The sequence below is a fragment of the Oleidesulfovibrio vietnamensis genome, from assembly GCF_055388115.1.
On record NZ_AP042419.1, the window covers coordinates 1,960,290 to 1,984,030 of the forward strand.

Below are 23,741 nucleotides of genomic sequence, written 5' to 3' on the forward strand. Positions count from 1 at the left end.
CACCCAAACCTTAAACATTTGGCTTTGTCACCGTTTGAGATGGCGGCGAGCACCCGGAGTTAAGACGATGGAAGACAGATGGCTATCCGTAGATGAGATTGGGGCCTATCTCGGCATAAAGCGAGATACGGTCTACAAGTGGATCAGCGAAAAAGCCATGCCTGCCCACAAAATCGGTCGTCTCTGGAAATTCAAGAAAGACGAAATCGACGAGTGGGTTCGCAAAGGCGGAGCAAGTGAGACCAGCGGTGAGCATGACGGAAAAGAATAAACAATTATCCCGGTTCGGGTTCAGCTTCGAACGCGGAGGCGCTCATACTTCTCGCACCATGATGCTTGAGGAGCTGGGGGCCTTATTGACCTATGTCGACCGGCCCGAGGCTGAGAAGAGCGATTACCTCCAGGCGATAGATGATGAGAACTGCCTGGGCAAGCGCTCTGGCAAGACCCGCACACTCACCTATCGACATCTCGTTGATCTTTACTCGCTTGACCGCACCAACGTCCTCTTCCGGGCTCTTCTCTACTTTTGGAATCGCGACATCGACGGGCAACCGTTGCTGGCGCTGCTCTGTACATTCGCTCGGGACTCCATTTTCCGGTCTACAGCACCGTTCATTCTGAAATTTCCTGAAGGCGCAACGATTACCCGTGAGTCTCTTGAGGAGTTTATTGACGCCCAAGAGCCTGGCCGCTTCAGCAAGGCGACGCTGAAGTCAACGGCGCAAAACATCAATTCAACGTGGACCAAGTCCGGCCACCTCTATGGACGCGCCCGGAAAGTGCGCTCCCGCGCTAATCCTACCGCCGGGAGCGTCTCTTACGCTTTGCTCCTTGGCTATCTCGCAGGCAGTAGAGGACAGGCGCTTTTCCAAACGGAATACACCAAGTTGCTCGATTGCACGTTCGACAAAGCCATTGAACTTGCCGAATCGGCCTCTCGCAAAGGCTGGATCGTGTTCAAACGCGTGGGTGACGTCATCGAGGTTCTGTTTCCGAACCTGATCAATCAAGAAGAAATGGAGTGGCTTCGTGAGCAGAGTTAAGCGGCTGATACAGTCCTACAGCAAATACATCTCCGTTCCGTGGCGCGATGATGCCGCTGCTGCACAGCGCGTGATCTTCTGTGTTTACAACGAAACGGAGGAACGCTGGCTGCGGGCCAAGGTCGATGAATTCGAAATCGTCACGCGACAGGCAGGCCACGAGTGGGCCATGTTCGACCTGACGGATACTTTTGCCATTTGGCTCGCCTCGCAAAGGTACGCCAAGAGCTACTTTCAGAAGCCGCATCTGCTCTCCACGCTACTGCCGAAATACCTCGCATTCATCACCGATGAATTCGAGACCTTCCTCCAAAAGAACGAGATCGGACCCGATTCCGTCGTGGCAATTAAAGGCGTCGGTTCGCTTTTCGGATTTCTGAAAGTGAAAGAGGTCGTCGACAAGTTGGCCCCGATGGTCAAGGGACGGCTGCTGGTCTTTTTCCCGGGCAGCTATGAAAACAACAACTACAGGCTGCTGGATGGCTATGACGGGTGGAACTATCTCGCCGTACCGATCACTGCGGACAAGGAATATTGAACGAGGGGTTGATGATGAATAATCGCGATATTTACCAAAAAGATCCGGCCACCCGAAAACTGGTCAACGAGGGTGTGGCAAGCGTCAACGACGAGAAGACCAGTCAGGCCCTGGCGGTACTCCGTTACGAGCTGGAGACCTTCGTCTGTGACGGCCAATACGAGAAAGGGATGTCACACATCCTTGAGACCTACCTCAAAAACATCGACCAGGCACAGCAACCAGCCGTCTGGGTCAGTGGTTTTTACGGATCAGGTAAATCGCACCTCGTCAAAATGCTCCGTGCGCTTTGGGTCGACACGGTCTTCGAGGATGGAGCCACGGCTCGCGGCATTGCCAACCTGCCTCAAGGCATCACTGATCATTTCAAGGAACTGAGCACCCAGGCCAAGCGCCATGGGGGCTTGCACGCCGCATCCGGCACGCTGGGAGCGGGTGCGAGCGGCAGTGTCCGGCTGGCACTCCTGCGCATCCTCTTCAAATCCGCTGGATTGCCTGAGCAGTATCCGGTTGCCCGATTCGTCATGTGGCTCAAGCACGAAGGCATCTATGACCAGGTTCGCGCTCATGTTGAACAGAATGGCTTCGACTGGGACGAAGAGCTGGACAACTTCTATGTGGCCGAGGGCCTTCACGATGCCCTGGTTCAGGCCAAGCCCAAGCTCTTTTCATCACCCGCATCCTGCGTCGAGACACTGAACAATCTCTACCCCTACGTTCAGGACGTCTCCAGCGACGACATGCTCAAGGCCATTCGCCAGGCGCTGACGAAGGACGGCAAATTCCCGCTGACGTTGGTGGTGCTTGACGAGGTGCAGCAGTACATCGGTGAAGACAGCCAGCGCTCCATCGACGTCCAGGAGGCGGTGGAAGCCTGCAGCAAGAACATTGGCGGCAAACTGCTCTTCATCGGCACCGGTCAGACCGCCGTGACCGGCACCAGCAACCTGAAGAAACTCGAAGGTCGTTTCACCATCCGCGTGGAACTCTCCGATGCCGACGTCGACGCGGTCATCCGTCAGGTCATTCTGGCCAAGAAGCCGGAAGCCAAGACGCCCATTGAGCAGATCATGCAAACCAACCTGGGCGAGATCTCCCGGCATCTGGCGGGCACGACCATCGGTCACAGGCAGGACGACATTCCGCATTTCCCCCAGGACTATCCCATTCTGCCGGTGCGCCGTCGTTTCTGGGAAAACACCCTGCGGGTGATGGATCAGACCGGAACCGACAGTCAGCTCCGCAACCAGCTCAGCATGGTTCACAAGGTCATTCAGACCAACCTGAGTGAGCCCCTGGGCCATGTTGTACCGGCCGACTATCTCTACTTCGACTCTGCCGACAAATTGCTCCAGTCACGCATTCTGCCGCGCAAGGTCCATGAAAAGACCATGAGCTGGAACAAGGGATCGGAAGAAGAACAGCTCATGGCCCGCGCCTGCGGCCTGGTCTTCCTCATCAATAAGCTCGGTAGCCAGAACAACGAAATCGGCATCCGGGCCACCATTGATACCCTCGCCGATCTACTGGTCGAAAACCTTTCTCGCGGCAGCAGCAGTTTACGCAGCAAGTTGCCCAGCCTGCTGGATAAATGCGAACTGCTGATGAAGGTCGGTGATGAATATCGCATTCAAACCGAGGAAAGCGCGGCCTGGAGTGATGAGTTTCTGAGCCAGCGCTCCGCCTTGTCCAACGAGGCGCACCGCATCGAGGCCGAACGCGACGACCGCATCCGCAAGCGCTTTGGCGAGATGGTGCGCAAGCTCTCCCTGACCCAGGGTAGCTCGAAGGTCACCCGCGACATCTATCCGGTGTTCGACGCCCAGCTTCCCACCGATGCCGATCAGCGCATTTGCGTCTGGGTTCGCGACGGCTGGAGCATTGACGAAAACTCGGTGCGGGCCGATTCAAGGCAAGCGGGCAATCAATCCCCGACTGTTTTTGTGTTCATTCCCAAGCGTTCGGCCGATGACCTCCGCCACCACCTCATCGATTACAAGGCCGCCAGCGCCACGTTGGATAAACGCGGTGTTCCCAACACCCCGGAAGGCACCGAAGCCCGAGCGGCCATGGAGACCACCAAGCAGACCGCCGAAGGCAAAATCCGCGAACTGCTCGAAGAAGCCTTCTCCGGAGCCCGCGTCTTTCAGGGCGGCGGTAATGAAATCCTCGGCAACGATCTGCAGGAGATGGTGCTCGAAGCCTCCGGCAACGCGCTGCAACGGCTCTACCCGCAGTTCCATACCGCCGATCACGTGGGCTGGTCCAAGGTTTATGAAAAAGCCCAGAAAGGCGCTCCCGATGCGCTCAAGGCCGTCGGCGATGAAGGCGAACCTGCGAAAAATCCGGTGTGCAAAACCATTCTCGGCTTCATCGCCGGTGGCAAAAAAGGCGCGGACATCCGCACTCAGTTCGAGTCTTCACCCTACGGATGGTCGCGCTGACGCCGTGGACGGCGGCCTGCAAGTGCTGTTGGTGGCCGGGCTGATCCGGGCGCAGGACGAGCGTGGGCAAACCCTCGACCCCAAGGAGCTGGAGCGCAAAACCATCGGCAAGGTGATGTTCAAGGTGGAATCCGCCACCGTCACCACCGCCCAACGCATCCAGATCCGCAAGCTGTTGCAGAAGGTCGGCCTCTCGGCCAAACAGGGCGAGGAGCTGGCCTATATACCGCAGTTCCTGCAGAAAATGGTGGAGCTTGCCGACCAGGCAGGCGGCGAGGCACCGAAACCGGCCCGGCCGGACACCACGCCCCTCGACGAAATCCGCCTTACTGCGGGCAATGAGCAATTGCTTGCCCTCTACAACCGGCGGGAAGAGTTGGGCGGCAACATCGATAGCTGGACCGACCTTGCCGAGCGCATCACCAAACGCTGGCCCAACTGGAGCGTATTGAAGCGCCTGATGACTCACGCCTCCGGGCTTCAGGACGCCGAGGCGATACTGGCCCAGGTGAAGACCATCGAGCAGCAGCGCCAGCTTCTGGAAGAACCCGACCTGGTCGGGCCGCTGATCGCCAACCTGACCCAACTGCTGCGCGATGAGCTCAACAAGCTCGATGGCGAATATGCCGCCCGTCATGCGGAAGGCCTCAAACGCCTGGCGGATGACAGTAACTGGCAGCAACTGGAACCGGAACAGCGCTACCAGCTCATGTCCGCCCAGTTCCTGCACGAATCTGCCCGGCCCAAGGTGGAGGTGCAATCGACCAGCGATGTGCTGGCCACTCTGGACAACTGCGCCCTGTCGATGTTTGCCGACCGCGTGGCGGCCATGCCCGCCCGCTTCGACAACGTCGCCAGCGGGGCCGCCGAACTGTGTGAACCCCAGGCTCAATTCATTCAGGTGCCGCGCCGCACGCTGAAAACCGACGAGGAAATCGATGCCTGGGTCGACGACGTGAAACAACAACTCAAGGCCGCCCTGCAAAACGGGCCGATAGTGATTCGATAAGCAGCCTTCAGGGGAAATAACGCATGCAGCCGCTCGACAAAACATTAAGAAACCGACTCGAACGCACCATCAAGGATGCGCGTGATATTGCCGAAGACGCCGCCCGTGCCGCGCTGGAACAACTAGGTGTGGGTGAAGCCGCGCCCTTTGCTCACTTGAGCGAACAGGACCGGGAGTTGCGCCGCAAGCTGCGCGTCCACGGCCGTCAACTAGGTGACTCCCTGAACGGTGGCAAGATCCAGACCATGGACCGGCTGATCGAAGAGGTCGCCTACGAGCACTGGCACCGCATGCTGTTTGCCCGCTTCTTGGCCGAGAACAATCTGCTGATGTATCCGGACCCGGACGATCCGGTGGCGGTCACCCTCGAAGAGTGTGAAGACCTCGCTGCCGATGAAGGCGCGGCCAACGGTTGGGAGCTGGCCGCCCGGTTTGCCGCCCGCATGCTGCCGCAGATCTTCCGGCTCGATTCACCTGTTTTTCATCTGGTCCTGCCGCCCGAGTATCAGCAGAAATTAGAGCGCCTGGTGGCCGACCTGGAGCTTCCGGTCTTCACCGCCTCCGACAGTTTGGGGTGGGTCTATCAGTTCTGGCAGGCCAAGAAGAAGGACGAGGTTAATGCCTCCGAGGTCAAGATCGGCGCACGGGAGCTGCCTGCCGTCACCCAGCTCTTCACTGAGCCCTACATGGTCAGCTTCCTGCTCGACAACTCCCTCGGAGCCTGGTGGGCGGCAAAACGGCTCACCGAGGCCGATCTCCAAAACGCCAAGAGCGAAGAGGAACTGCGCCGGAAGGCGGCCATACCCGGTGTGCCGCTGGACTATCTGCGCTTTGTGCAGCAGGAAGACGATGCGGGGAACAAGCGCTGGACACCGGCGGCCGGAACCTTTGACGGCTGGCCGGAGCAGCTTGCCGACCTGAAGACCCTCGACCCCTGCTGCGGCTCCGGTCACTTCCTAGTGGCAGCCTTTCTGATGCTTGTACCCATGCGCATGGAGCGCGACGGTCTTTCCGCCAGAGAGGCGGTGGACGCGGTGCTGCGGGAAAACATCCATGGCCTGGAACTGGATCAGCGCTGCGTGGAGCTGGCCGCTTTTGCCCTTGCCCTGACCGCGTGGAAATACCCGAGCGCTGGCGGCTACCGGGTGTTGCCGGAATTGAATGTCGCCTGTTCTGGTTTGTCGATCAGCGCCAAGAAAGAGGAATGGTTGGCGCTGGCTGGAGACAACACCAATCTGCGGCTTGCCCTCGATGAGCTTTATAAGCAGTTCAAGGACGCACCAGTACTTGGCAGTCTGATCAATCCGGAAGCAAGTTTGGGCAAGGGGTCGCTGTTTGAATTGAAGTGGGAAGAAGTCGGACCGTTGCTTACGAAAGCATTGGCTGGCGAGGAAAATGATGAAAAAAGTGAGATGGGTGCTGTTGCGAAGGGCATTGCAAAAGCGTCCGTTTTGCTCTCACAAAAGTATGCGTTTACCATGACTAATGTCCCATATCTTGGCAAAGGCAAGATGAACGAAATCTTGCTGAAGTATCTAGATAAAAACTATTCAAGTGCCTCAAATGATCTTGCAACATCACTAATAGAAAGAATGGAAGAGCTTCTCATTGACCATGGCAACGTTGCTTTTGTTTCATCGCAAAACTGGATGTTTCTTGGTTCGTTTTCTTCATTTCGAAAACAGCAGCTGCAAAATATGAGCTGGAAACTAGCAGCCAGGCTTGGTTATAAAAGTTTTAGCACGCAGATGTATGATTTTCCTGTTGTTTTAGGTGTTTTTGAAAAAAAATCTCTACGCGTTAAAGATAAAATACACAGCGTTGCAGTTGAGGAAGTAGAGCATCTTCAAAAATCTAAACTCCTTTGTTGTTCACAAGTTTCTTCAGTATCACAAGCAAAGCAGCTTAATAATCCGCAATTTCGACTTACTTTTGACCTAGATTTATCAGGGGGAAAAGTACCTGTTAAATCAACAGAAGGTCTTTCAACTGGTGATTCTGCAAAGTATATTTGTTGTTTTTGGGAAATAGCTAATAAGGGTTTGTTTTGGGACTACTTTCAGGCATCTCCGTCACAAAACATGGCTTTAGACGGACTATCTACCTTCATTCGTTGGGAAAAAGGTGAAGGCGAATTAGCGCAGAGCAAAGCTGCTAGAATTCAGGGCCACTATGCGTGGAAAAAACAAGGGATTATCGTAGGTAGAGTTGGGGATATGAGAAGTACCCCGTATTTAGGCAAATTATTTGATAAGAGTGCTGTTGTTTTGACACCCCAAAAAGAAACTGAATTAATAACAATCTATTCTTTTTGCACTCATCCGGATTTCAATTCATTGGTTAGGCAATTAGACAAAAAGCTTGGTGTTGCAACTTCAGTATTTGAAAGTCTTCCTTTTGACCTCGACCACTGGACCAAGGTCGCCGAAGAAAAGTACCCTAACGGCCTGCCCAAGCCCTGCACCGACGATCCCACCCAATGGATCTTCCATGGTCACCCCTGTGGCTCGGTGGTCTGGGATGAGGAGAAAAAGTGGACAGCTCACGGCCCGCTACGAACTGATGACAGCGTGCTGCATGTTGCCGTTGCCCGCCTTCTCGGCTATCGCTGGCCTGCCGAACTGGATACCAGCATGGAACTGGCCGACGAGCAGCGCGAATGGGTCAAGCGTTGTGAAGCCTTAGCTGGCTACGCCGATGATGACGGCATCGTCTGCATCCCGCCGGTGCGGGGCGAGGCTTCTGCCTCCGACCGCCTGCTGAACCTGCTGGCCGCCGCCTATGGTGATGCCTGGTCCAACGACACCCTGGCCTCGCTGCTCAAAAGCGCCGATCACGCGGGCAAGACACTGGAGACCTGGCTACGGGAGAAGTTCTTCACCCAGCACTGCAAGCTGTTCCAGCATCGTCCCTTCATCTGGCATATCTGGGATGGCCTGCGCGACGGCTTCGCTGCTCTGATCAACTACCACAAGCTCGACGCCAAGCTGCTGGAGACCCTGATCTACACCTACCTGGGCGACTGGATCAGCCGTCAGAAGCAGGACATCGCAAGCCACGTGGACGGAGCCCAGGAGCGCCTGGCCGCCGCCGAGGCCCTCAAGAAAAAACTGGAGCTGATCCTCGAAGGCGAAGCACCCTACGACATCTTCGTGCGCTGGAAACCACTAGAAAAACAGCCCATCGGCTGGGACCCGGATCTCAACGACGGCGTGCGCCTCAACATCCGCCCCTTCCTCACCGTGCCCGATGTCGGCAAGAAAGGCGCGGGTGTCCTGCGCGACAAACCCAACATCAACTGGAACAAAGACCGGGGCAAGGACGTGGAATCCGCCCCCTGGTATCACGTCTTTGACGGCGACCGCATCAACGACCACCACCTGACCCTGGCCGAAAAACGCGCCGCAAGGGAGGCCGCCGAATGACCTTCTGCTACAAAGGAATGCGCTGGTTGAAATGCGACCTGCAGATGCAGACGCCTGCAGATGCAAGGCATTGGGCCGGAGACCGCCTCGAAGCCGGACAAGAGGCTGCCGCAGCGAAGGCTTTTGCGGAGGCCTGTTATGAGAAGGGGCTGGATGTGGTGGGCATTACCGACCACAACTTTCTGAGCAAGGACTTTATTCCACATCTGCAGACTGCGTTCGATGAGATTGATCGGGAGTTCAGCCACAAGATCACCTTGTTTCCAGGATTTGAGTTCGAGGCGGCTGGCGTTGGCAGGGGCGTTCATGTTCTTTGTCTTTTCGAACCAGGAACGGACCTGACTCGGCTGGACTCGATTCTTACGGAATGCGGTGTGAGCTACCCGAGAGTGAATGCGGCAGGACAGCTCGAAAAATCAGACAAAAATCTGAAAGAGATTTTGCGCATCACCCAAGACAAGTATGGCGGAATCGTCATCATGCCGCATGCAACCAGTAACGACGGCATTTTCGACAGCGATTCGATAGCGGAATGGTTGCAACAGGATCAATTCACGAATCCTGATCTGCTTGCGGTAGAAGTGCCAAAGCCTGTTCACTTGATGAGCGCTGGATATCAGCGGCTTCTGCGTTCTGGAGACGATTGTCAGCCAGGCTGGAAGCGCATTCGCCCCATTGCCACACTCATGTCTTCGGACAACAAGAAGCTGGTCGACTTCGATGAGCATCAGAAGCCGACGCCTAACAGCATTGGCTACCGGTACTCATGGTTCAAAATGTCCGAGCCCTCCATCGAATCGCTCCGCCAGGCGTTCCTCGACCATGAATCCCGCATCATTTTGCCGGAAGATGTAACAACAGATACGCACCCCGCACAGCGTGTTCGTCAGGCGACCATCAAGTCGATCTCGATCAAGAACGTGGCGTTCCTGGCCGATCAGCAGGTGCATTTTTCCCCCAACATGAACTGTGTCATTGGGGGCCGAGGCAGCGGGAAATCCACTCTGCTTGAATACCTGCGAATCATCCTTGGAAAGGACAAATCGAAGGATCTTGATTACGGGACCAAAGAGCGGATCAAACGAGTACGCGATACGTTGAACGAACCCCGCGCAGAAGTCGAAGTGTGCTGGGTCAGCGCGGATGGCGTCGAAGATCGTATCGTTTGGCAAAACGGCAGCCCAACCGTGCAGGGTCGCGACCTGGCCGATCCTGAAACCTTTTTCAATAGCTTGCCTCTTCGCTTTTACAGCCAGCAGCAGCTCAACCGGCTGACCGAGTCGAAAATCGATGACGGAAGCGTTCGGCAGGCTCAACGGCTGCTGGAGCTGGTCGACGGATTCACCAAAAACGAACTGGATGAGCTGGCAGATCGGGAGCACAAGCTCAAGCTGCAAATCCAGGACGCTTTTTCCAATCTCCGCAAGGCCAAGACACTCGAAAAGGATTACAAGCGGCTCCAGCAAGAGCATCAAGAACTGGACCGGCAATGGAAGGCCCGAAGCGAGATTCAAGAGGATGCCCGCCAACACCAACTCCTCAAGGCCGAGGCACGTTACCTCGAAGGGCTTGCAGGAACACCAGGCAAGCAGTTCACCGACGTTGCCTCCCTGGCCGAGACAATCGCCGCATCGCACGTAGCATTTCAGGTTACAGATTCAACTCACGCGGCTTGGTTTAGGCAATTCGACGATAAGGTAAAGGCCGCCAAGGATTCGTTGGCCCGAACTATCCGCGATGCCGTCGAGCAATTCGAAGCCGCTGTCGAGGATCTTAAAACCAACGATCCGGCATGGAATGCGATCAGGGAGGAACTGGATCAGGCCGACGCCAAGTTCAGTGAAGCCTGCGCGGCTAAAGGTCTGACAACGGATGATGTTGGCCATCTTCAGGAAATCAATCAATCACGCACCAAGAAACAGCGGGAGATTGATGAAACCGGGGCTGAAATTCAGCGGCTAAAAGAAGCTGCGGGAGACACCGGTCTGCTCATGCAGCAGTTGCATCAGATCTGGCGAGATCAATTCCAGAAGCGCGTTGAAGCCGCCGAACGAGCCAATGAGCTCGCTGTACTAAACGAAGGCAGGCAGCGTTTTATCGAGGTCTCAGCAAAATACCAGCAAGATTATAAAAATTTCCGGGAGCTCTGGCAGAGCTTTGCGCCCTCTGATGGGCGGACGCGGCTAGGTAAAAATTGGGAAAGTTGTGGGGAGACGCTCTATACGCTGTTTACCGGACAGGAAGATGCTGAGTCGCCCTGGCAAGTTCTGGAAGAGCGTTTGTCTGTGGAGCAAGGTTCGACAGGGCCGGATTTCGGGTCGAACAGCCAAGATCTGTTCCAGCACATTCAAGACAATCTTGAACGTTGGGAAAAACTGCGCTGCTCTCGGGTACAAGACACCGTCGACATGAAACTGTTTCGGGCGGATGGATCGACTGCAGGCAGTATCGCCGAAGGTTCCCTCTCTGACGGTCAGCGAAACACCGCCGCCCTTGCACTGTTGCTGGCGCAGGAAGGTGGGCCGTTGGTCATCGATCAGCCCGAGGATGAGTTGGACTCCAACTTTGTGTTCCGGGAGCTGATCCCGATGCTGCGCAAAGTGAAATCGAAGCGTCAACTCATCATGGCTACGCACAACGCCAATCTGCCGGTAAACGGAGATGCCGAGCTGGTCTACGCCTTCGAAGCCCGAGACGGCAAAGGTGAAGCCCTTGCTTGCGGGGGGCTTGATCAGGCGTCTGTAACCAAGGCTGTTCTCGACATCATGGAAGGGACGGAAGAAGCATTCCGCCGTAGACGTGAGAAATACCATTTTTGAGGCGTTAGATGATTAAATCCGTAAATAACTACCCAGTCTCACAGCTCTTCGATATCGAAGCGGGCGTGGTCTATGCCATTCCACGTTACCAGCGTGAATACACCTGGGGCAAAAATCAGTGGGAAAACCTGTTCGACGATGTGCTTGAGAACGATCCGGGCTATTTCCTTGGCTCAATCATCTGCATCAACCAATCGACCGATGCGCTTTCAGTTCAGAAACTTGAACTGGTTGACGGACAACAACGCCTGACGACGCTCTCATTGCTTTTTGCCTCGGTCTACCATGCCCTAAAAAGCCATGAAACCGATTTGGATGATGAACAGCGCGTTGAGCTAATCAATTTAAAGCGAAAGTTGGTCCTCAAGAAAGGGGACGATCAGATTCGTCTGATCCCGCAGATTCAGAACAATAACAACCCCGATTACCGCGCTGTTCTCGCCGAAATCGGGGTCATCAGTGAATGTGATGTCCCCGCCTACGCTGGCAACCGCAAGATCTTTCGGGCCTATCGGTATTTCCAGGATCGCATAGATGAAATGGCAAACGGCCGAAGCAACCGGCTGGGAACCATCATGGAATTTCTGGACAAGGTCAGCCATGCGTGCCTAGTCAAGATTGAGGTGGCGAGTCACGCTGACGCTTATACCCTGTTCGAGTCGTTAAACAATCGAGGCATGCCGCTAACGGCCATCGACCTCATCAAGAACAAGCTGCTGGCTCGTCTGGAATCCATCGAGCCGGGCAAGGTAGATCACTACTTTGGGCACTGGAATCGTCTCTTGGGTTACCTCGGTGACGACTACGCCATACAGGAGCGTTTCTTCCGTCAGTATTACAACGCGTTCAAGGATCAGCTCAAAGCGGTCCACCAAGTTCCGGTCGCCACCCGGTCCAACCTGATTCAGATCTATGAAAAGCTCATCAACCATGACGCGAAGGATTGCCTGCAGAAGATCAGTGCCGCTGGTCGACTCTATTCGCTGATACTTTCTCGCAACCAGGATGACGCGCTCAATGGTCTCGAAAAACCGATCAAGGATTTGGAGCGGATTCAGGGTGCCCCATCGTATTTGCTGATGTTGTATTTGCTTGTGCGAAAGGATGAGCTCGAGCTTACGAATGCTCACCTGAGCTCCATAGTCGAACTACTCGTCCGCTTCTTCGTTCGTCGTAATTTGACCGATACACCTCCAACCCGAGACCTTACTCGACTGTTCATGACTGTGATCGACAAAATCAGTGGGCTGCGTGCTGATGCGATTCCCCAGTCAATTGAGCAGCAACTGGTGGCCGTCTCCGCAACGGATGAGGCATTCCAACACAAGCTGGATGGGCCGATTTATGAGGAAAATTCAGGAGTAACCCGGTTCATTCTTTGCGCACTCGCCGAACAAGCCATGACCAAAGAGAGCTGGGTCGATCTGTGGCGTTTTGAAAACAAGCAATTCGTGTGGACCATCGAGCATATTTTCCCGCAAGGGGAAAACATCCCACAGTCTTGGATAACCATGATTGCCGATGGCGATGAGATAAAAGCGAAGGAAATTCAACAGACGCATGTTCACAAATTGGGCAACCTGACAATTTCTGGATTTAACAGTGCGCTAGGCAACAAGAGCTTTGAGGACAAGCGAGACCGTGTAGACCGGCAAGGTCGTGCTGTTGGCTATAAAAACGGGCTCAAGCTCAATGAGGACTTGGCCGCTTCGGCGGGCTGGAGCGTAGTTCAGATCGATTCGCGGACAGACAAGCTCGTTCAGCAAGTAACTCAACTCTTCAAGCTACAAGGAGGTGAAGCATGAGAGTGCTTGATCATCTCCTGAAAACGGTTCGTGATGCCGCTGTCTTCAACCCGGAGGTTCAGGTCGCTCCGGCCTGTATTCTGTGGCCGGATCGTGACCATCAGTGGGAAGCCGTCATACCCGTTCTTCAGGCCGAACTGCCTGAACTCATGATTCTGGGCGACTATGCGCCAGACAAGCGTATTGGGCCTGCCATCTGGTTGCGTTGCGTGATTGCCGGTCGTGCCGAAGATCTTTCGCTGCCCAAGGATCGGACACCGATTTTTTATCTGCCGGGCGTCAGCCGCCAAGACCTGCGGGCTGTCGAAAGTTGCCCGGATCACCTGAAGCCGCTTGCTGAACTGCAATACCGGGGCGTGATCTGGTCACAAATCAATGCGAAAGACTGGACGATCCTGGCCTATCTGAAATCCGATCAGGGAGGGCTTGGGCTGGATGTCGCCCAAGACAACGATGCCAAGAACGCCATGCAGCTCGCGTTGTATCGGCTCCTCGACGAGGATGTCTCCTTGCTGAAAGGCAAGCGTCTGGACAAGGACTACTTCAACACCCTGTTGACCGGTGGCGACCCGATTCGCGACCTCCTGCAATGGCTCGATCAGGGGGACGCCTTCCAGGCAAGTCGTGGCGAGAACGAGTGGAAAGCCTTTGTCGAGGTCTGCAAGTCTCAACTGGCCTTCAACCCCCAGAACGAAGGCGTTTTGGCCGGGAGCACCAAGCTCGCAAACCATGAAGGTCCGTGGCATGCCGTTTGGGAGCGCTACTGCGAGGCACCTAAGCGCTACCCCAACATTCCGGCACAAATCAGAAAATGTCGTCCGCCGAGTGACACCATTTTCTGGCACATGGGAGACGGTTCTTTCGACGGCTGGCCTCAGTGGAATGATGACCAGGAGAAAAACCTTCACCGTGATTTGATGGCCCTTGCCAAAGCGCCCGCGCACGAAGCGAGGGCGAAGATTAAGGAGCTGGAAAAACAGCACGGGCGCAGGCGCTCTCTGGTCTGGGCCGAACTGGGTGATGCGCCCCTGGCCTGCGCAGTGGAACATTTGGCGACCATTTCCGAGATCACCAAAAGCGGCCTTGCCGCAGGTTCGGTGGACGACCTCGCAGCGGGATATCGCAGTCACGGATGGCGGGTCGATGACGGAGTGATCCGGGCTTTGGGCCAGGTCGAAAGCTCTGCCGACTTTGATGCCGTAACGACCGCTATTCGATCTGTTTACCTGCCGTGGGTGGAAGAATCAGCCCGCTATCTCCAGAAATTGGTAGATGGTGCATCGTACCCGGGAGGCACCTGCCTGACAGCAAAGGCAGCACCTTTCAGTCCCGGGGACTGCGTTCTCTTCGTCGACGGACTCCGTTTTGATACTGGAAAGCGTTTGGTTGGCTCTTTAGAGGCATGCGGATTTGAAATTTCCGAGGAACCTACTTGGACAGCCCTGCCGAGTGTAACGGCAACCGGCAAGGCGGCGGTAACCCCGGTACGAGACAGGATTCGCGGTGAGGATGGCAGCCCTGATTTTGAGCCGTCTGTAGCAGATACCGGTCAGTCATTAAAAGGCGGCTATCACCTGAAGAAGTTACTGGCCGACGCGGGATGGTCGATCCTTGAGCGCTCTGCTGATGGCGATGGCCAGGGTATGGCTTGGTGCGAGTTTGGAGACATCGACCACGAAGGCCACGACCGTGGGTGGAAACTTGCCAAACACATCGATGCCCTGATTCTGGAGATCACAGACCGTATCACGGAGCTTCTGGCAGCAGGATGGAAGCGTGTTCGGGTTGTGACAGACCATGGCTGGTTGCTGCTGCCCGGGGGATTGCCAAAAATCGATCTTCCCAGCGCCCTGGCCGATAACAAGTGGGGCCGATGCGCCTCATTAAAACCAGGGGCCACTTCCGAGGAGCGGCTTTACCCTTGGTACTGGAATCCAAACCAGTATTTTGCCCTCGCTGATGGTGTGAGCTGCTTCAAAAAGGGCGAGGAGTACACCCATGGCGGCCTGAGCCTGCAAGAGTGCCTGACGCTGCAATTGACGGTAACTCGAGGCGAATCTGCTCAGGCTGCGGCATCTGTCGAATTTACCGACGTGGTGTGGAAGGGGCTGCGCTGTACCGTTGCCGTGGATGGCAACTTCTCGGGTTTATCACTTGATGTTCGTAGCCAAGCAGGCAATTCATTGTCCAGTGTGGTCGTCGGCAGCAAACCGCTTAAAGACAACGGAACAGCCTCTGTAGTCGTCGAGGACGAGGACATGGAGGGGCGTGAAGCAACAGTGGTCTTGATCGATGCCAATGGATCGCTGGTTGCGCAAATCGCCACAGTAATTGGTGGAGGTAATACATGATTGAAATGGACCAGATCGACAAAAAAGCGGCCTCCTCGCTAGAGGGGTACCTGGTCCGGAAGGATCTGGTCCGGACGTTTAGCCGCCAGTTTCCAGTGCCGACCTATGTGGTCGAGTTTTTGCTCGGCCGGTACTGCGCCAGCACCGAGCAGGACGAGATTGATGAGGGTCTCGAGATCGTCCAACGGCAACTCAAATCGCGAACGGTCAAAGCCGGGGAAGAAGAGCTCTTCAAGGCTCGGGCCAGGGAAAATGGCGAGGTCAAAATCATCGACCTCATCACCGCTCGCCTGGATGCGAAGACCGACTCCTACATCGCTACACTCCCCAGTCTGCGTCTGACCGATGTCCGCATTAGCCCGGAACTGGTGAATGAACATGAGCGAATGCTGACAGGTGGCTTTTATGCCGAAATCAGTCTGAACTACGATGCGGCTATCGCCCAGGAGAGTAAAGGTAGACCATTCGGTGTCGAGTCGCTCCGGGAAATCCAACTCTCCAAACGAGATGTGCTCGACATCCTGGCCGAGGCTCGTAAGTCCTTCACGACGGACGAGTGGAAGGAGTTCCTGCTTCGATCCATCGGCATAGAGCCAAACGGATTGTCCCGGCGGCAACGCGATGCCTTGATGCTGCGAATGGTTCCTTTTGTCGAGCGCAACTACAACCTGGTGGAACTCGGTCCCAGAGGAACGGGCAAGAGCCATCTCTTCCAGCAGGTTTCTCCGTATGCGCATCTGATTTCCGGGGGTAAGGCCACGGTTGCCCGGATGTTCGTCAACAACGCAACCGGCCAGCGCGGATTGGTCTGCCAATACGATGTGGTCTGCTTCGATGAGGTGTCCGGCGTCTCTTTCGACCAGAAGGATGGCGTGAACATCATGAAGGGATACATGGAGTCCGGCGAATTCAGTCGTGGCAAGGAAAGCATCCGAGCCGATGGCAGTATCGTCCTGGTTGGCAACTTCGATGTTGATGTTGAACATCAGCAGCGCATCGGACACCTGTTTGGCCCCATGCCACCCGAGATGAAAGACGACACCGCTTTCATGGACCGAATCCACGCCTTTCTGCCCGGCTGGGATGTTCCAAAAATCAGCAAGGAGCTGTTGACGAATCACTTTGGTCTGGTGAGTGATTTCTTGTCCGAGTGTTGGAGCCAGCTTCGCAATCAAAGCCGAGTGAGCGTACTGCAAAACCGGGTGTTCTTCGGTGGCGCTCTGTCAGGGCGCGATACCAACGCGGTCAATAAAACGGTGAGCGGATTGCTCAAGCTCCTCTATCCCGGTGAAGGCGAGACGGCCGATGAGGACATCGAGTGGGCCGTCCATATCGCCATGGAGGCAAGGCGTCGCGTCAAGGAACAGCAGAAGCGCATCGGCGCGGCGGAATTCCGTAATACTCACTTCAGCTACGTGATGGGGGCTGATGGCGTAGAAAAGTTTGTCTCGACTCCAGAACTGCAAAGCGAAAACAGCATTGGTGGCGACCCTCTTGAGCCAGGCCAGGTCTGGACCATCTCGCCAGGTGGCGGTGAAGAGCATCCGGGACTTTACCGTATCGAGATCAATGAAGGCCCAGGTTCCGGCGTCAAGATCCTCAACAAACCCGTGCCGCCAGCATTCAAGGAAAGCATGGGCTACGCAGAGCAAAACCTCTACGCCCGGGCGATGCAACTGGTCGGGGACAAAGACCCTCGTCACCATGAATTCACCGCCCAACTCCGAGCCTTTGACGCATCCAAGTCCGGCGCGAAACTCGGCATGGCATCACTCATTGCGCTTTGCACGGCTCTCTTGAAGAAGAGTGTTCGCGGCGGCCTCATCATCGTGGGAGAGATTAACCTGGGCGGATCTCTCGAGCCTATTCACAACCCTGTCACCATTGCCGAGATTGCAGTTGAAAAAGGTGCCTCGGCTCTCTTGATGCCGGTTTCCTGCCGTCGGCAACTTTTCGATCTATCTGACGATATGGCGACCAAGATCGACATCCAGTTTTATTCCGATACCAGGGATGCCCTTTTGAAGGCCATGGTGGAGTAACGAGTATGAGTGTCCAGAGCGCAGCTATCCAGATACTGAAGGAGGCAGGCAAGCCACTCCATGCCACTGAAATTGCCAAGCTGATCATCGAAGCTGGGCTCTGGAAGTCTGATGGTAAGACACCGGAGGCCACCGTTAGCGCCCGGCTCTACACCGACATCAAGAGCAAAGGGGATAAGTCGTCCTTTGTAAAAGTAGGCCCTCAGACCTTCGCACTTCGGGATTCCACAGAAATAGAGGGTGACACGGCGTCGGTTCTTGCACCTGTCGAAAAGCCCTCAAAACCTCATCCCACAAACGCGGTTTTTTCCTTCATCGATTGTGCTCAGAAGGTGCTTGAGGAGTTCGGCAGTAAAATGCCGATGCACTACAAGGAAATCACCGAGAAGGCGTTGGAAAAAGGATGGTTGGTGACGAGCGGAAAAACGCCAGAAGCCTCCATGTACGCCCAAGTGATCACCGAGATCAAGCGCCAGCAGAAACGCGGTGAGCGGCCCCGCTTCGTTCAGCACGGCCGTGGCTATATCGGTCTGAGCCAATGGATGGGACGCGGTCTCGCATTCCAAATCGAGCAGCACAACCACCAGGTTCGGGAGGTCTTGCGAGAGCGCCTGCTGGCCATGAAGCCCGGAGAGTTCGAAGAACTCATCTCGCAGTTGCTGGCGGAGATGGGCTTCGAGATGGTCGAGGTGACCAAACTCAGCGGCGACGGCGGTATCGATGTCCGGGACACCTTGGTGGTTGGTGACGTGGTCCGCATCAAGATGGCCGTCCAGGTCAAGAAGTGGAAGCTCAAGAACAACATCCTGGCCCCGGTGGTTCAGCAGGTACGCGGCAGCCTCGGAGCGCACGAGCAAGGGCTGATTATAACCACCAGCGACTTCAGTGCCGGAGCCATCAAGGAAGCAGCTCAGCCCGACAAGACTCCCATCGCCCTGATGAACGGTGAACAACTCGTGATGCTGTTGATGGAACACGGCATCGGCGTCCATCGCTCCACACCGGATCTGTTCGAGATCGATGAAGAGTTTGCCGTCATCACCCTGAATGCAGTGAAGGAATAGCCATGTGGAATGATGTAGAAACAACTCAAGACCTATTGAACTTCAAGGTTGTCGCAGACACAGCAGCGCAAATGATCAAGGATGGAAATGGTCAGCCTGTCTCTATTGGTGTTTCAGGAAGCTGGGGCGTCGGCAAGTCCTCTCTTGTTCAGATGATCGGCGAGTCTCTCAAAAGTCTTGATGGTGGAAAAAACTACATCTTCATCAATTTCAATGCTTGGCTGTATCAAGGCTACGATGACGCACGCATGGCGCTTCTCCAAAAAGTTGCCGACAAAATAATGGAGGAGTCCGAAGCGCGTAAAACCTGTGTCGACAAGGCCAAAGAGTTTATCAAGCGCATCAATTGGTTGAGAACTGCGAAATTCATGGCTCCGGTTGCCACTGGAATCATTACTGGCGGGGCTGTCGCTGGACCTGTCGGCTCTTTCATTGGTGCGGTCAGTGGTTTGTTAGGTCAAAGTGGAATGCCGAGCCAAGAGGATCTGAGTAAGATCAAGGAATCCTATAATCAGGTTGCGCCTGATCTGCTGAAACTCTTGAATGAGAAAGAAGAAAAGTCGGTTCCGAAGGAAATAGAGGCTCTTAGAGCACTGTTCCAAGAGTTGCTCAAGAAACTCGAATTGACGTTGATCGTTCTGGTCGATGATCTCGATCGGTGTTTACCCAATACGGCGATCTCGACACTTGAAGCCATGCGGTTATTGCTTCTGGTTCCTCAAACGGCATTCATCATTGCAGCTGACGAACAGATGATCCGAAATGCGGTGAGATCCCACTTTGGCAATATCGACCTCAGCGATGAACTCGTAACAAGTTACTTCGACAAACTGATTCAGATTCCGCTCAGGGTTCCGCGTCTTGGTGCCAATGAGGTCAAGGGGTATCTGATTTTACTTTTGGCCGACCTCGCTCAACGGCGTGGTCAAATCACGCAAGAAGAGAAAGATCAAGGTCACGATGCAATCGTCAGTGCTATCAAAAAATCGTGGGCTGGTGGCCTAACCAAAAAGGTTATCGAAGATGCCTATGGCAATGCAGCTTCAAAACTTGCCATTCAAATAGATTTGGCGGACCAACTTGCCAATATCATGGCTACCTCAGATCACATCGCAGGCAATCCGAGGCTCATCAAGAGGTTTCTGAATAACCTCATTATTCGGGAAACGGTTGCCAAAGCTCAAGAGATGAGCGTTTCCTTTGAAGAGCTCGTTAAACTACAGCTATTTGAAAGATGCGCCCCTGCCGCCGCGTTTGAGTATCTTGCCAAACAGGTCGGTGACAGCGAGGACGGCAAACCGAAATTTCTTCAGGATCTTGAAGAAAAGGTCGCCAAAGCTGAAGAACTCACATTTTCACATGAGTCGTGGAAAGCTCCATTTATTTTAGACTGGTTGAAGTTGAGCCCGCCGCTGTCTGAAATCGACTTGCGTCCTCTGCTCTATTTGAGCCGGGACAAGGCTATATCCCTTGCCAGTTTCGATGAACTTTCCCCTGATGGTAGAGAGCTATTGTCAGCTCTTTGTGAAGCCAAGGGGCTCTTGCAGCCGCTTATCGCCAATATCAAGCAAATTGGAGTGATTGAGTCAGAAAAAATCCTAACTCGAATGAAACGGCGAGCCAGAAACCAGCAATGGGAATCCACTGTTATCTTTCAAGCATTGCATCTACCTAAGGCGTTTCCAGAATTGGCAACTTCTTTCATTGCCATGCTTGATGAAATCCCGGCTGGCAAAAGACCCGCACCGTTGATACCCCAATTACGCAACGAGACATGGGCAAAAGAATTATTGGCACGCTGGGAAAAGGATGACAGCTCGCCTGCTCCTGTAAGGAAAGCTATCAATACAGATGGGAGGAAAAGGTAATGGGAACCTCTTCGTCAAGTTCAGGCCCCGGAAGTGGGGTTCCATTTGATCCTCCTTGGCTAAGTTCTGTTGCGTCTGAAATCGGTTCGCCATTGGAGCAGATTTCCGGTGAGCCTGCGCAGGCAGAGCAAAATCTTCAGCAAACCGGACCTGCAGCACAGCCTGTGGAGATCGCTCCCCCAAGGCGATTTGGCAACGCACGACGGCATTTGGGTGAATATGCAAGCAGTGGTGACAGGGGTTCTTTAAAGAAAGCTCTAGGGAACTACTCCCGAAAAGGTATGGGAGGAGCCTCCAGGGTTGCCAGCCGAATGCTGACGTCAACGTCTGCCGGTGCAGGGCTTTTCAATTTTCTTCAAGGAGTTCGTGACAGTGCTGACATCAGAGTCAGGGACTGGGTAAACCAGCTTACCGCAAAGAACCTTTCGGCATATGAAGTTGCCGATGAAATCATAGATCAAGTGATATCAACTGGAGGTAGCCTTGAAGAGGAGTCTTGCAGGGACTCCATGGCTCAAGCCATGTCAGATCTTTTGACGATAGCCCCAGATGTTGACTTTCTCAACATGGATAACGACAGCATTTGGACCGTGATGGAACTGTTCATGGCCAACGAGGCATTCAATCGACTCAATCTGGATATAGGTCAACTATTTGAAAGTGACAGATATTCCCCACGGGAAGCCGTTTCCAGAATGAATGATATGCGAGATTATCTGAAGTCAGAAATCTCTGCACAAATACAGGAGCTGAGAACGGATACGTACAACCCGACAAAGGCAGAGATGAACGCCCTGCTTCAATCAGCAATAAAGACCACTTTCGAAGTGTTCGAGGAGGAAGCATGAGGAAGATCGTTTGTGCTCCGGAAAACCTCATTCCACAGCAGCTTGAGGAAGATACAAAATATTTCTCGATATACTCGAATCCTCGAAGAGAAAATGTCGGCTATTTCGGCTCAACCTTGATAAGAGACGTTCAAAGAGCTGGACTGCGTCCTTCGGAAAAAATTTGGGATTTCAATACAATTGCCTTGGCTGTTGCGGCCGCCGATAATTCGCTGACAAGGAAAAACAGTGCGGATGGGTGGACTCGGCAAATAGATTTAACCGTTCACCTCAATGATCCGGGTGTTTGGGAGCCTGCAAAGCAGGAGCTTGAAAAAACTCTTAGATTTCTTACAGGAGATTTTTGGTCTTTTACTTTTAAAGATAATGGTGTCACTCCGCCAAGTGCAAAAAGACTGAAACGATTCGATTGCGACTGTGTTTCTCTGTTGTCCGGAGGTGTTGATAGTTTAGCCGGGGCAATCGATTTGGTAGCTGACAATCACAAGCCGATTTTCATATCACAAGTTGTGAGGGGAGATGCAAAAACACAAAGAGACTATGCTAAAAGAATCAGACCTGATAGCGCACATTTCCAATGGAGCCACAAGATTCATCCCCCGCAAGGGGAATCTGAAGGTTCAACGAGAGGCCGGTCGATCATTTTCTTTGCTTTTGCAGCATTGGCAGCGTCTGCGCTCCAAGGTCAACCCAGCTCTCCAGCTAAAATATACGTTCCTGAAAACGGATTCATCAGTCTAAACATTCCGCTAAATTCAGGCCGCATGGGCAGCTTCAGTACAAAGACTACTCATCCTGTTTACCTTAAAGGTATTCAGAATATTTGGAATGAAGTTGGAATCAGCCTGAATCTCATAATGCCCTATCAGTTCAAGACCAAAGGAGAAGTGCTGGCAGAATGCAAAAATCAACAGCTTTTGAAGGAGTTGGTTTTTCAATCTGTGAGTTGTGGAAAATATCGGGTTTATAAGATGCAACATTGCGGCAGATGTGTTCCTTGTTTGGTTCGGAGGGCTGCATTTCAACACTGGGGAGAAGTCGACCAAACGTCAGGTGGCTATTATTCAGAGCAACTTGAACGAATAAATCATGGGAATCCCGATGATGTAGGTGCCGCTGCCAACGCATGTTTAGTTGCCGAGCAATCAGGAATTCAGCGTTTGGTTTCTGGGAACTTGTCTTTCGCCGACCACCAGAATCGAAGTGAATTCGAAGGAGTCTTTTCGCGAGGACTTAACGAGGTTAAAGAACTTTTATTGGGGAAAGGGGTGATATGATAGATCTGCATACACACCTTGATTTATACCCTAACGCGCTCGATATCCTTGCCCGGGTCAATAGTGAGAACCGCTTTACACTGGCTGTTACAACAAGCCCAAGGGCATGGGTGGCAACCTCACAGGTCTTCAAAGAATATGGGAACATCAAGGTTGCCCTTGGCTTACACCCTGAAATTGCTGTTGAAAAGTACAATGAACTTGACCTGTTATTGAGTTCAATTCCGAAATCCTATTTTGTTGGGGAGGTTGGAATCGATGGTTCCACAAGGTATTTAAAGACTCTGGACAAGCAGGAGTTGATATTTGATAGCACTATCCGAGAGTGCGAAAAGGCTGGTGGACGAATTATCAGCATTCATTCTCGAAATGCGGTCTCAAAAGTCCTATCAATTTTGAAGAAATACCCTGGCTGCGGAAAGCCTGTTCTTCATTGGTTTTCCGGATCTGTCGCGGAGCTGAAAGATGCGGTAAAAATGGAATGCTTTTTCAGTGTCAATCCCGTGATGACTTCAACGAAAAAAGGAAAAGACTTAATTTCAAGAATACCGTCAAGATTAGTATTGCCAGAGTCTGATGGTCCTTTTGCATCCCGCAAGGGGAACCCCGTTATGCCTTGGGAAGCTATGGATGTTGCATCTGCTCTAAGTGAACTTTGGTCAGTATCAAAGAAGGCAGTTGAAGAGACTCTTTTGAGAAATTTAGATTCGCTCATGGATGGGGAGAGCTAATGCTCGGACTGAACGCCATACCCGCCCAATGGGTCGAGCGGGTCCTGAACTGCCACCCCAAGGCCGGACATCCCGGCGTCCACCGCCCACGACCGGAGTGCTTCTTGCCGGTGGATGCTTTGCAGGTAGTGGAACAACTCATTTCAAGCGAAACCATGTAACCCAGGAGGCGACCATGCCAAAGAAACCAGGATCACATCATGTCGTGCCCAACGCCGACGGCGGCTGGGATGTCAAAAAAGACGGCGCGACCCGTAGCAGCGGCCACTTCGACAAGAAGCAGGAAGCCGTCGATGCCGGGCGTAAGATCAGCCAGAACCAAGGCACCGAGTTCTACATCCATGGCAAAGACGGGAAGATCCAGAACAAGGACAGCCACGGGAATGATCCGTATCCGCCGAAGGGGTGATGAATTCGATTCCCGTTTTGGGAACCGAACCGGCGTCCGAAAAGCGGATTCGAAGTTGTTGCGGT

Annotated in this window: 16 protein-coding genes; all 16 read left to right on the forward strand. The window is 53.8% G+C overall.

Annotation, left to right across the window (positions count from 1 at the left end):
• The first annotated feature begins 67 nt into the window (after window positions 1–67).
• The 16 genes from mads1 to ACZ5D1_RS08945 all read left to right on the forward strand — a co-directional run bounded on the left by mads1 (window position 68) and on the right by ACZ5D1_RS08945 (window position 23,676).
• Window positions 68–271, forward strand: coding sequence for a methylation-associated defense system helix-turn-helix domain-containing protein MAD1 (mads1, locus tag ACZ5D1_RS08870; protein WP_305858040.1), 204 nt, complete (start codon window positions 68–70; stop codon window positions 269–271).
• On the forward strand, window positions 255–1,046 hold the full coding sequence (locus tag ACZ5D1_RS08875) for a hypothetical protein (protein WP_273192728.1): 792 nt from the start codon (window positions 255–257) through the stop codon (window positions 1,044–1,046). Before mads1 ends, ACZ5D1_RS08875 begins: the two co-directional genes overlap by 17 nt.
• On the forward strand, window positions 1,033–1,584 hold the full coding sequence (locus ACZ5D1_RS08880; RefSeq protein WP_119516651.1) for a BREX protein BrxB domain-containing protein: 552 nt from the start codon (window positions 1,033–1,035) through the stop codon (window positions 1,582–1,584). The genes ACZ5D1_RS08875 and ACZ5D1_RS08880 overlap by 14 nt, the downstream gene beginning before the upstream one ends.
• Window positions 1,585–1,595: 11 nt before the next feature.
• A complete protein-coding gene (gene brxC, locus ACZ5D1_RS08885) occupies window positions 1,596–4,028 on the forward strand; it encodes a BREX system P-loop protein BrxC (protein ID WP_464554639.1) in 2,433 nt (810 codons plus the stop codon).
• 4 nt (window positions 4,029–4,032) lie between these two features.
• A complete protein-coding gene (locus ACZ5D1_RS08890) occupies window positions 4,033–5,037 on the forward strand; it encodes a hypothetical protein (protein WP_464554641.1) in 1,005 nt (334 codons plus the stop codon).
• A gap of 23 nt (window positions 5,038–5,060) precedes the next feature.
• Entirely contained in the window at window positions 5,061–8,462 is a 3,402-nt protein-coding gene (locus ACZ5D1_RS08895; protein WP_464554643.1) for an Eco57I restriction-modification methylase domain-containing protein, read from the forward strand.
• Window positions 8,459–11,281 carry a TrlF family AAA-like ATPase gene (locus ACZ5D1_RS08900; protein ID WP_320361787.1) on the forward strand — a complete coding sequence of 941 codons (2,823 nt, stop codon included), beginning with the start codon at window positions 8,459–8,461 and terminating at the stop codon, window positions 11,279–11,281. The genes ACZ5D1_RS08895 and ACZ5D1_RS08900 overlap by 4 nt, the downstream gene beginning before the upstream one ends.
• An 8-nt stretch (window positions 11,282–11,289) precedes the next feature.
• Window positions 11,290–13,086: a DUF262 domain-containing protein gene (locus tag ACZ5D1_RS08905; RefSeq protein ID WP_320361785.1), complete on the forward strand. Its 1,797-nt coding sequence runs from the start codon at window positions 11,290–11,292 to the stop codon at window positions 13,084–13,086.
• Complete coding sequence (pglZ, locus tag ACZ5D1_RS08910) at window positions 13,083–15,437, forward strand: BREX-1 system phosphatase PglZ type B (RefSeq protein WP_320361784.1); 2,355 nt, start codon at window positions 13,083–13,085, stop codon at window positions 15,435–15,437. The genes ACZ5D1_RS08905 and pglZ overlap by 4 nt, the downstream gene beginning before the upstream one ends.
• The gene (gene brxL / locus ACZ5D1_RS08915) at window positions 15,434–17,479 is read left to right on the forward strand and encodes a protease Lon-related BREX system protein BrxL (RefSeq protein WP_464554645.1); all 2,046 of its coding nucleotides are present in this window, start codon (window positions 15,434–15,436) and stop codon (window positions 17,477–17,479) included. The genes pglZ and brxL overlap by 4 nt, the downstream gene beginning before the upstream one ends.
• Before the next feature lie 5 nt (window positions 17,480–17,484).
• A complete protein-coding gene (locus ACZ5D1_RS08920) occupies window positions 17,485–18,543 on the forward strand; it encodes an HTH domain-containing protein (protein WP_464554646.1) in 1,059 nt (352 codons plus the stop codon).
• A gap of 2 nt (window positions 18,544–18,545) precedes the next feature.
• The gene (locus tag ACZ5D1_RS08925) at window positions 18,546–20,411 is read left to right on the forward strand and encodes a KAP family P-loop NTPase fold protein (protein WP_464554648.1); all 1,866 of its coding nucleotides are present in this window, start codon (window positions 18,546–18,548) and stop codon (window positions 20,409–20,411) included.
• Window positions 20,411–21,259: a Qat anti-phage system associated protein QatB gene (gene qatB / locus ACZ5D1_RS08930; RefSeq protein ID WP_464554649.1), complete on the forward strand. Its 849-nt coding sequence runs from the start codon at window positions 20,411–20,413 to the stop codon at window positions 21,257–21,259. Before ACZ5D1_RS08925 ends, qatB begins: the two co-directional genes overlap by 1 nt.
• Entirely contained in the window at window positions 21,256–22,536 is a 1,281-nt protein-coding gene (qatC, locus tag ACZ5D1_RS08935) for a Qat anti-phage system QueC-like protein QatC (protein ID WP_464554651.1), read from the forward strand. The genes qatB and qatC overlap by 4 nt, the downstream gene beginning before the upstream one ends.
• Complete coding sequence (gene qatD / locus ACZ5D1_RS08940; RefSeq protein WP_464554653.1) at window positions 22,533–23,267, forward strand: Qat anti-phage system TatD family nuclease QatD; 735 nt, start codon at window positions 22,533–22,535, stop codon at window positions 23,265–23,267. The genes qatC and qatD overlap by 4 nt, the downstream gene beginning before the upstream one ends.
• A gap of 175 nt (window positions 23,268–23,442) precedes the next feature.
• The gene (locus tag ACZ5D1_RS08945; protein ID WP_015721203.1) at window positions 23,443–23,676 is read left to right on the forward strand and encodes a DUF2188 domain-containing protein; all 234 of its coding nucleotides are present in this window, start codon (window positions 23,443–23,445) and stop codon (window positions 23,674–23,676) included.
• Window positions 23,677–23,741 lie beyond the last annotated feature (65 nt).